Source organism: Methylobacterium sp. WL18, from assembly GCF_008040015.1.
Taxonomy (GTDB): Bacteria; Pseudomonadota; Alphaproteobacteria; order Rhizobiales; family Beijerinckiaceae; genus Methylobacterium; species Methylobacterium mesophilicum.
This window is the reverse complement of the sequence record NZ_VRVD01000134.1, coordinates 1-9,508: the sequence shown is the minus strand read 5'-3', so window position 1 is coordinate 9,508 and position 9,508 is coordinate 1. Positions and strand designations below refer to the sequence as shown.

Here is a 9,508-nt window from a genome sequence, read left to right as displayed (position 1 = left end):
ATGTGGCCGCCGACTGCCGGCCCGGCCCGGCGGCCGCGGTCGTTGAGCGGCCGTTCGTGGTCGGCGACGCCCGCCGGACGGTCCGACTTGGCGTGCCGCAACAGGATCAGCCTGCGCATGGAGCGGGCCCTTCTCGGGATGGAATGACCGAAGCGCGCCGAACGCGCGCCGGGGCCCGGTTAGCGCAAAGCGCGGCCCCCGGGAACCTCGGCGGTCCTGCCCGGTTCGAAAAGCTGGGCCGCCGATGCGGGACGCGCACGGGGTGGCGGTCTCTGTCGAAGGAGGTCGCGCCATGGATCGCTCGCCCCGCGTTTCGGAGATCCTGTCCTGGTATGGGGCCGACAGCCCCGGCACGCTCACCAACCTCGCCCGGATGCTGGAGCACGGCCGGCTCGGCGGCACCGGCAAGATGCTGATCCTGCCGGTGGATCAGGGCTTCGAGCACGGCCCGGCCCGCAGCTTCGGCCCGAACCCGCCGGCCTACGATCCGCACTACCATTTCGAGTTGGCCCTGGCGGCGGGCTGCAACGCCTACGCCGCGCCGCTCGGCTTCCTCGAGGCGGGCGCCCGGGACTATGCCGGACGGATCCCGCTGATCCTCAAGCTCAACGACCACGACCTCCTCGCCGACGAGGAGGATCCCGAGCAGGCGATCACCGGCTCCGTGGCGGACGCGCTGCGGCTCGGCGCTTGCGCCATCGGCTTCACGATCTATCCGGGCTCGGCCCACCGCAACGCCATGTACGGCCAGATCCGCGCGATCGCCGAGGAGGCCAAGAGAGCCGGGCTCGCCGTGGTGATCTGGTCCTATGCACGGGGCTCGGCGCTGTCGAAGGACGGCGAGACCGCCATCGACGTGATCGGCTACGCGGCGCAGATCGCCGCGCAGCTCGGGGCCCACATCATCAAGGTCAAGCTGCCCACCGGCCATATCGAGCAGCCGGCGGCGAAGAAGGTTTACGAGTCGACCGGCATCCCGATCGGCACCGCGGCCGAGCGGGTCCGCCACGTGGTGCAATGCGCCTTCAACGGGCGGCGGATCGTGATCTTCTCGGGCGGCGCCCAAGCCGAGGACGACACGTTCCTCGACGAGATCCGGGCCATCCAGGCGGGCGGCGGCTTCGGTTCCATCGTCGGCCGTAATGCCTTCCAGCGCGCGAAGACGGATGCCCTGACGCTTCTGGGGCGGATCACCGACATCTATGCCGGCAAGGCAGGCTGAGGCTCAGCCGCCGCGCTGCTCCCGGCGCATCATGAAGGCGAGCTTCTCGAACAGGCTGACATCCTGCTCGTTCTTCAGCAACGCGCCGTGCAGCGGCGGAATCAGCTTGCGGCCGTCGCGCTCGCGCAGGGTCTCGGGCGAAATATCCTCGGAGACGAGCAGCTTGAGCCAGTCCAGCAGCTCCGAGGTCGAGGGTTTTTTCTTCAGGCCCGGCACCTCGCGGGTCTCGAGAAAGACCCGCAGGGCCTCCTCGACCAGGCGGTGCTTGATGCCCGGATAGTGGACGTCGACGATGCGCATCAGCGTCTCGGCGTCCGGGAACTTGATGTAGTGGAAGAAGCAGCGGCGCAGGAACGCGTCCGGCAGCTCCTTCTCGTTGTTCGACGTGATGATCATGATCGGCCGGCGCACGGCCTTCACGGTCTCGCCGGTCTCGTAGACGTGGAACTCCATCCGGTCGAGTTCGGTCAGGAGGTCGTTGGGGAACTCGATGTCGGCCTTGTCGATCTCGTCGATCAGCAGCACCGGCCGCTCGGGTGCGGTGAACGCCTCCCAGAGCTTGCCCCGGCGGATGTAGTTGCCGATGTCCGAGACGCGCGGGTCGCCGAGCTGCGAGTCCCGCAGCCGCGAGACGGCGTCGTACTCGTAGAGGCCCTGCTGGGCCTTGGTGGTCGACTTGATGTTCCAGACGATGAGCGGCGCGCCCAGGCCCCGGGCGATCTCCTCGGCCAGCACGGTCTTGCCGGTGCCGGGCTCGCCCTTGACCAGGAGCGGGCGCTCCAGGACCACGGCAGCGTTGACCGCGGCGGTCAGGTCGGGTGTCGCGACGTAGGTCTCGGTTCCGGAAAATCGCATCGCGCTCTCGGAGAAGCTGGCCTGGAGGCAACCGGTAGCGCGTGCCGACGCCGCCCCGCAAGCGAGACCGGCTAACCCTTCTCGTGCCAGACGCAGTTCCGGGCCAGGATCTCCAGGTTCACGTCGGATTTCTGCGGCTGCGGCAGGGTCTTGGTGTCCATGGCGAGGTCGATCTTGATCTCGACCTGACCCTTCGACTCGTTGGAGCGGCGGGAGAAGTAGCAGTACTGCTGATAGGGCTGGTCGGAATTGTCCTTGAAGTTCCAGCCGGTGACGATCTGGCCGTCGAGATAGGGTACCTGCTTGAACACCGTGAAGGTGGTGTTCACCGCCGCCTTCGAGGCGGGGGCGGCGTCGCTGCCGAGCTGCGCCTTGGTGGGCGTCGGCGTGCCGCCGCCGCCCATCTTGGGAAGACCTTCGAGCTTGAGCGTGTTGTCGGTCAGCGTGACCTCGCCCTTGGTCTTCAGGGTCACGTCCGAAAGCGCGGCCTGCATCGCGGCGGCGATCTTCTCGGCGGCCGTGTCGAACTGGTTGAGGGTGGCCCAGCCATAGGCCGCCGCCCCGACGCCGATGCCGGCCAGGCACGCGAAGGCGCCGAAACCCAGCGCACGGAACAGGAAGGCCCGCGCGGCCACGTAGCTCGAATCCGCCCGCAGGCGGGAGTTCACCTGCTGGGCGAGGGCGACGTTCTCAGGGGTGCCGCCGGCGACGTAGTTCATGCGCCGGCTCCCGCGGCTGGGAGGGTCTGCTGGCCCGGAAGGTTCTGGCCGGGCAGGCTCTGCTGGCCCTGGGCCGGGCGGTTCATCGGGATCACCGCGCCGGTGGCGTTGGCCGCCCGGGGCAGGATCGGTTCGGGGTTCGAGCGCAGCGCGTCGGCGATCGCGTCCAGCATGTAGGGCGCGGCCTCCGGGTTCACGGCGGCGCCGAGGTCGTCCTCATCCATGAAGGTCCGGCGGGTCGAGACCGCGCAGAGCGCCAGGATGGTCGACGCGAAGGCGGCGCAGACGGCGGGCAGGAACACGAAGATCCGCAGGAAGGCGTGCACCTGTTGCTCGGTCACGTCGATCGGATCGACGCCGTAGACCATCGCGGTGAAGGAGTGGAGCTGCGAGCGGTTGACCGCGTTGCGGTAGCCCTGCTCGGCATCGGCCACGCGCCGGTCGGCGGCGCCGGGGTCGAGGGTCGCGCGCGCCTTGCGGGCCTCCTCCAGCTCCTTGATCAGCACGGCGCGGTCGGCCGACGCCTTGGTCACGCCCGCCGACAGGGCGGCTACCCGCGGATCGGCCACGCATTTCAGGTTCTGGTACTTCCGGCCCTTGCTGTTGGTGCCGAACACCCGCTCGCAGCGCTGGGCCGGCAGGCCGGCGAGCTGCTGGGCGTTGTCGGAGGACCGCTTCTCGATCTGGTCGAGCTCGGTCGTGTACTGCGCCACGCGCTCGTCCGCCGCCTTGATCCGGTCGCCGATCGTGGCGCGGTCGGCCTGGGCGTCCTTGAGGGCGGTCTTGGTCCGGGCGGCCTCCATCAAGCGGGGATGGAACATCATCTCGCCGAGCTGCGACACCGACTTGGTGGTGACGCCGGCCGCGAAGATGATGCCGAGCACCGCCAGCCCGCGCACGAAATGCGAGCGCTGGGTGCGGGCCAGGATGCCGAGCGGCACCCGGCACAACTCCACGGCGGCGTAGACCAGGGGCGCCAGCAGCATGAAGTAGAAGGCGTGCCAGTCGCCGTCGCTGTAGACGCCCGCGAACAGCCACGCGCCCCAGAGCGAGGCGCCGATCACCATGAACTCGACGAGATACGCGATCGCCACGTAGCCCCACTTGATGCGGTAGCCGCGGTCGACGTGGCGCTGGTGCACCCACCTGTCCGACTCGAGCCTCCATTCGCGGCGCTCGCGCTGGAGATCGCGACTCGGGGGGGCCGTCGGACCGGAGAATATCGACTTGATGGAGATCATCGGCCTCGTCACATCCATCGGGTCCAGTCGCAGGCGCCGTGTTACAGCACGGGCGCGGTCCTGGCCGAACTTAACGCCCAGTTAACCGCCGCGTGTATGCGGGCATTGTGCCGATTTTGGGCCGCCCTGCACGCAATTCGCCGGTGGATCGCCAGCAAGCCGCATCCGGGTGGCTCAAATGTCTCACCCGAACCGTGTATCCGGCTTGTGTCCGAGCGCACCTCGCCGGCCTTGCCTTGGCCGAAAGCGGTTGCCCGATGCACGGGGCCGACCCATGATCGCGCATCCGTGATCGGCCCCCGCACCGGTCGGAAACAGGAGGTTCGATCCGCCGCCGATGCCTGAAGTCCACGCCGGCTCCTACAAGGAAGCGATCCTGTTCCTCGTCACCGCGGGTATCGTGGTGCCGTTGTTCCACCGCTTGCGGATCTCCCCGGTGCTCGGCTTCATCGGCGCCGGCGCCCTGCTCGGACCGTTCGGCCTCGGTCGGCTCGCCGACACCCATCCCTACGTCCACCTCTTCACCATCGGCAACCGCACCGAGATCTCGCACCTAGCCGAGTTCGGGGTGATCTTCCTGATGTTCATGATCGGGGTCGAGCTGTCGTGGGAGCGGCTGCGCACCCTGCGGCGGCTCGTGTTCGGCCTCGGCTCTCTGCAGGTCGGCTGCTCGACGCTGATCCTCGGGGCGATCCTGTACGGGCTGCAGGTGCCGCTTGCGGGCGCGGTGATCGTCGGCATCGGGCTGGCCCTGTCGTCCACCGCGGTGGTGCTGCCGGTCCTGGCCGAGCAGAAGCGGCTCAACGCGCCCTCCGGCCGCGCCAGCTTCGCGGTCCTGCTGTTCCAGGACCTCGCTGTCGCTCCCGTGCTGTTCGCGATCGCGGTGCTGGGCCGCGGCGACGAGGGCGACAAGGGCTGGGCGCTGGCCATGGCGCTGGGCCAGGCCGCCATCGCGCTAGTGCTGATCGTGGTCGCCGGCCGCCTCGCCCTGCGCCCGCTGTTCCAGCTGGTGGCGCGGACGCGCTCGACCGAGCTGTTCATGGCGGCCTGCCTGCTGGTCATCGTCGGCACCGCGCTGACGGCGGCGGCGAGCGGCCTGTCGATGACGCTGGGCGCCTTCGTGGCCGGGCTGCTGCTGGCTGAGACCGAGTATCGCCGGGCGATCGAGGCCACCATCGACCCGTTCAAGGGCCTGCTGCTCGGCGTATTCTTCGTCTCGGTCGGCATGAACCTGGATCCCGCGCAGCTCATGGCGGCGCCGGGGGCGATCCTCGGCCTGTCGCTGGCGCTGGTGCTGATCAAGGCCGCCGTGGTGATGATGGCCGCCCCCGCCCTCAAGATCTCGCGCCCGGTGGCCCTGGAGGCGGCGTTGCTGCTCGGGCCGGGCGGCGAATTCGCCTTCGTGCTGATCGGGGGCGCGGCCGCCACCGGACTGGTGCCGGAGGATGTCGGCGCCGCCGCATTGATCGTGACCACGGTCACGATGATCATGATCCCGGCGCTGGCGGCCCTGGGCCGCAGGCTGAGCCGTGGTGCGGCCAGCGCCGCCCAGGCCGCCATGAAGGCGGAGCCGCTGCCGGAGCGGGTGGAGAACCGGGTGGTGATCGCGGGCTTCGGCCGCGTCGGCCGCCAGGTCGCCGAGATGCTGGACCGGCACGGGATCCCCTACCTCGCCCTCGACTCCGACGCGGCCCGGGTCGCCGAACAGCGCCGCGCCGGCGCGCCGGTCTATTTCGGGGATTCGGGCAACACCGAGATCCTGCGCCGCTGCGACATCGCGACGGCGCGTGCCCTGGTGGTCACCCTCGACAACCCGCGGGCGGTCGAGCAGGCGGTGGCGGCGGCCCGGGCGGAGCGACCGGACCTGACGATCGTCGCCCGCGCCCGCGACGCCCGGCACGCCTCGGCACTCTACGAACTGGGCGTCGACGACGCCGTGCCGGAGACCATCGAGGCGTCCCTGCAATTGTCGGAGGCCGTCTTAGTCGATGTCGGCGTGCCGATGGGGCTCGTCATCGCGTCGATCCACGAGCGGCGGGACGAGTACCGCGCGCTGCTCAAGAAGCGCGAGAACGAGGCCAAGCCGATCTTCCGTGCCCGGCGCACCGTCGGGAAGGCCCTCGGGAAGCCGCCGGCCAAGAAGGAGGCGGCGCCGCGTCAGGAGGCCGGGCGCCAGGAGGCGTGAGCCGGGTTCGGCTCATCACGCCGAGGCGAGATGCGCCTCGGCGTGCTTGGGCTGACGCGTCACGCGGTTGCGCGGCGCCGGCTCGAACCCGTCGGCGAAGCTGCACCGGTAGACGATCTCGTCCGCCGGTCCGAGGCCGGTGACCAAGGGGACCGTCACGGTGTCCCCCGCGAAGCGCCAGCCGCGTGCTCCCTTGTCCCAGTACAGCCACACGGTCCCGGGGAACCCCCGCAGGGTGAACACCGCGGCCTTGCGCGACAGGGCTTGCACGGCGCGCGGCGCGTACATGCCCTTGGCGCGGTAGGCCTCACGGGTCGTCTCGGGCTGGCGATCCATGAAGGTGTTGCGCACCAATTGAATCGTCGCGCCCGGCTTCCCGAGAAACCGCTTGAAATCCGTCAGATTCCGCAGGATGACCGCCATTGCTGGTCTCCTCGCTTCGGTTGGTGCGGCACGCGTCCTCGCGGCTGAACACACCTGAGATGCCGAGTTGAGCGATTCCCATGACCGTTTCAGTGACTGCGCGAGGCTTGGACCCGCACATATCAACAGATTCGGTGAGTTATGCCCAGCTTATGACTCTCCGAGGCTTCTGGAGACTCTCCGGGAGACTCTGGATAAGCACTTCGCATGCCGATGAATCTTGTCGACCATCTGAAACGACTCTGAGATCAGCGCCGGATGTGCGGGCCGCCGGATCCTGAACTTGGCTGATTCGCCTGGGCTTGACCCGCGCGCTTTGCTGGCGCGTTCTTCGGGGATGCTGCTGCACTTCTTCACGGCCCTCCGAGACGCGAAGGTTCCCGTCTCCCTCAAGGAGTACCTGACCCTGCTCGGCGCTCTCGACCAGGGCCTAGCCGAGCGGGACGTCGAGGCGTTCTACTTCCTCGCGCGCACGGCCCTGGTGAAGGACGAGGCGCATCTCGACCGGTTCGACCGGGTGTTCGGCACCGTCTTCAAGGGGCTGGAGACTCTCGGGGAAGCGGTGGAGCCCGCAGCCATCCCCGAGGAATGGCTGCGCAAGCTCGCGGAGAAGTATCTGACCGACGCCGAGAAGGCCGAGTTGCAGGCGCTCGGCTGGGACAAGTTGTTCGAGACCCTGAAGCAGCGCCTAGCCGAGCAGAAGGAGCGCCACCAGGGCGGCTCGAAATGGATCGGTACCGGCGGGACCTCGCCGTTCGGCGCCTACGGCTACAATCCCGAGGGCATCCGCATCGGCCAGGACGGCAACCGCAACTTCCGCGCGGTGAAGGTCTGGGACAAGCGCGAGTTCAAGGATCTCGACGACGACCGCGAGATCGGCGCGCGCACCATGCGCCTCGCGCTGCGGCGGCTGCGCCGCTTCGCCCGGACGGGAGCGGCCGAGGAACTGGACCTCGACGGCACGATCCGCGAGAGCGCTCGCCAGGGCTACATCGACGTGCGGCTGCGGCCGGAGCGGCGCAATGCCGTCAAGGTTCTGCTGTTCCTGGATGTCGGCGGTTCGATGGACTGGCACATCGAGCAGGCGGAGGCGCTGTTCTCGGCGGCGCGCTCGGAGTTCAAGCACCTCGCGCACTACTACTTCCACAACTGCCCCTACGAGGCGGTCTGGACCGAGAACCGGCGCCGGCACGAGGCCAGGACCCCGCTGACGGAGGTGATCCGCACCTACGGCAGCGACTATCGGGTGGTGTTCGTCGGCGACGCCTCGATGAGCCCCTACGAGATCGCCACGCCGGGCGGCTCGGTGGAGCATTGGAACGCGGAGCCCGGCGCCGTCTGGATGCAGCGGCTCCTCGACCATTTCCCGAAGGTGGCCTGGCTGAACCCGATACCGGAGACCCACTGGGGCTACACCCAGTCGATCGGGATGGTGCAGCGGCTCGTGGGCGGCCGCATGTTCCCCCTCACCCTCGACGGGCTCGACGCGGCGGCCCGGGCGCTGGTGCGGTGAGGGCCGGTCAAAACAGACAGGGCGTCAAAGGTTATCCGAACTCTGGCCGGGTCCGAAGACGCAGAGCACATCGACTGTCCCCGTGCCTTCGTCGTCTGTCATCGCGTAGACGATTCGGTGGCCCGCTACGGTGCGGGATCGCGTTCCATCATGCTCGCCGTCCGGCCACATGAGCGGGGTGTGTCGCAGTTCCTGAAGGGCTCTGTTGATCTGAGCAAGGCGGTGTGCCGCCCTCTCCCCTGCGACAGGCTGGCGGAGCCATCTTCGCACGGAAGCGAGATCAGCCGCCGCCGCGCGGGAAATCCGAAAGCGAAACGACACGGTTCGGAGTTCGTACGTCGCAAATTAGCGCTTGCGCGAGTGGGCAGAGGCTTCAGGAAGCTCGACCGGCTCTCCATTCACCCAGGCATCAAGCCAAGCATCGACATCGCCGTCCGCGATATATCGACCGTCTGCGATATCCGCTTTGGCGACCGCCAGCATCGACGCTTCGGCTGCGAGGCGAGCCTTACGCTGTTGTGCCGTTTCGTCGGACGAGTCCAGCCGATGTTCCTGCCGGAATTCAACCCTGGTCATGTTCAGGCTCCCGCAGCGTCGTCCCGAAAGATGGTAGCTTGCTTTCGGAAAACGATGATACCCGCGCGACAGCTCAGCCCCGCGCGAGCCTCATGGGGAGTCATCCTCGACTTCACCTGCGCGCTGAATATGACGCGTGAAGGCAAGCCCTATCGAAGGTGGGCAACCTTATTCTCTCGTCAGCTAAGCGCCTGATAGCCTATCCCTGCTGCGCCGGGGTCGAGACCACCAGCCCGTCCAGGTTCGGGGCGATCTTGATCTGGCAGGACAGGCGGGAATTCTCGCGCACGTCGGAGGCGAAATCGAGCATGTCCTGCTCCATGTCCTGGGCCTTGCCCACGACGTCGATCCACGCGTCGGCCACGTAGACGTGGCAGGTGGCGCAGGCGCAGGCGCCGCCGCACTCCGCATCGATGCCCGGGACGTTGTTGCGCAACGCCGTCTCCATCACGGTCGCGCCGACGCTGCCTTCGACGGTCCTCTCCGTCCCGGCGTGGTCGACGTATGTGATCTTGGGCATGCTCGGCTCCGGGCTCGCGTCGAGCGGCCTCGCTTCGACGGGCGGGGTGACTGCTTGGCGGCTGAGGCCATGGAATGCAAGCGCGGTGGCGGCGGTCCGTTCCGGATCGATCGCCGCATCGGCGCCTGTTCGGCGAACCGACGCCCTTAAGACTCGGCGTCCGGCGCGATCTCGGCCAGTGCCGCCGCGACGGCCTGAACGAGGTCGTCGAGGGCGACCGCCCCGGCGCCGGCCCGCAATCGTGCCTCGGCGGC

Annotated in this window: 10 protein-coding genes and 1 pseudogene; 3 read left to right on the top strand and 8 right to left on the bottom strand. The window is 68.5% G+C overall.

Translation table 11 applies throughout. The annotated features are described in order from the left end of the window. Nucleotides 1-119, bottom strand: a pseudogene (locus FV228_RS34185) (histidine phosphatase family protein); the annotation flags it as partial. A 173-nt stretch (nucleotides 120-292) separates the two neighbouring features. Here FV228_RS34185 and FV228_RS12275 point away from each other — a divergent pair. After that, nucleotides 293-1,222, top strand: a complete 930-nt coding sequence (locus FV228_RS12275; protein WP_147854878.1) for a class I fructose-bisphosphate aldolase — start codon at nucleotides 293-295, stop codon at nucleotides 1,220-1,222. A gap of 3 nt (nucleotides 1,223-1,225) precedes the next feature. On the opposite strand, the gene FV228_RS12270 is transcribed toward FV228_RS12275, so the two are convergent. From FV228_RS12270 to FV228_RS12260, 3 genes are all read right to left on the bottom strand, one after another. Further along, a complete protein-coding gene (locus FV228_RS12270; protein WP_147854877.1) occupies nucleotides 1,226-2,077 on the bottom strand; it encodes a MoxR family ATPase in 852 nt (283 codons plus the stop codon). 71 nt (nucleotides 2,078-2,148) lie between these two features. Then, nucleotides 2,149-2,796, bottom strand: coding sequence for a hypothetical protein (locus tag FV228_RS12265; RefSeq protein WP_147854876.1), 648 nt, complete (start codon nucleotides 2,794-2,796; stop codon nucleotides 2,149-2,151). Then, on the bottom strand, nucleotides 2,793-4,055 hold the full coding sequence (locus tag FV228_RS12260; protein ID WP_147854875.1) for an ATPase: 1,263 nt from the start codon (nucleotides 4,053-4,055) through the stop codon (nucleotides 2,793-2,795). Before FV228_RS12260 ends, FV228_RS12265 begins: the two co-directional genes overlap by 4 nt. A gap of 319 nt (nucleotides 4,056-4,374) precedes the next feature. On the opposite strand from FV228_RS12260, the gene FV228_RS12255 reads away from it, so the two are divergent. Then, the gene (locus FV228_RS12255) at nucleotides 4,375-6,222 is read left to right on the top strand and encodes a cation:proton antiporter (RefSeq protein WP_147854874.1); all 1,848 of its coding nucleotides are present in this window, start codon (nucleotides 4,375-4,377) and stop codon (nucleotides 6,220-6,222) included. A gap of 15 nt (nucleotides 6,223-6,237) precedes the next feature. Here the strand turns inward: FV228_RS12255 and FV228_RS12250 are convergent, their stop codons facing one another. Continuing rightward, complete coding sequence (locus FV228_RS12250) at nucleotides 6,238-6,645, bottom strand: hypothetical protein (protein WP_147854873.1); 408 nt, start codon at nucleotides 6,643-6,645, stop codon at nucleotides 6,238-6,240. Nucleotides 6,646-6,982: 337 nt separating this feature from the next. Here FV228_RS12250 and FV228_RS12245 point away from each other — a divergent pair, with 337 nt between their 5' ends. Beyond that, nucleotides 6,983-8,158 (top strand): VWA domain-containing protein, encoded by a 1,176-nt coding sequence (locus tag FV228_RS12245; RefSeq protein ID WP_147854879.1) that lies wholly within the window; start codon nucleotides 6,983-6,985, stop codon nucleotides 8,156-8,158. Between the two features lie 24 nt (nucleotides 8,159-8,182). Here FV228_RS12245 and FV228_RS12240 read toward each other — a convergent pair whose 3' ends face one another. The 3 genes from FV228_RS12240 to FV228_RS12230 all read right to left on the bottom strand — a co-directional run bounded on the left by FV228_RS12240 (nucleotide 8,183) and on the right by FV228_RS12230 (nucleotide 9,254). Further along, on the bottom strand, nucleotides 8,183-8,479 hold the full coding sequence (locus FV228_RS12240) for a type II toxin-antitoxin system RelE/ParE family toxin (RefSeq protein ID WP_147854872.1): 297 nt from the start codon (nucleotides 8,477-8,479) through the stop codon (nucleotides 8,183-8,185). A 24-nt stretch (nucleotides 8,480-8,503) separates the two neighbouring features. Further along, on the bottom strand, nucleotides 8,504-8,734 hold the full coding sequence (locus FV228_RS12235; RefSeq protein WP_147854871.1) for a hypothetical protein: 231 nt from the start codon (nucleotides 8,732-8,734) through the stop codon (nucleotides 8,504-8,506). A 199-nt stretch (nucleotides 8,735-8,933) separates the two neighbouring features. Further along, entirely contained in the window at nucleotides 8,934-9,254 is a 321-nt protein-coding gene (locus tag FV228_RS12230) for a 2Fe-2S iron-sulfur cluster-binding protein (RefSeq protein WP_147854870.1), read from the bottom strand. Nucleotides 9,255-9,508 lie beyond the last annotated feature (254 nt).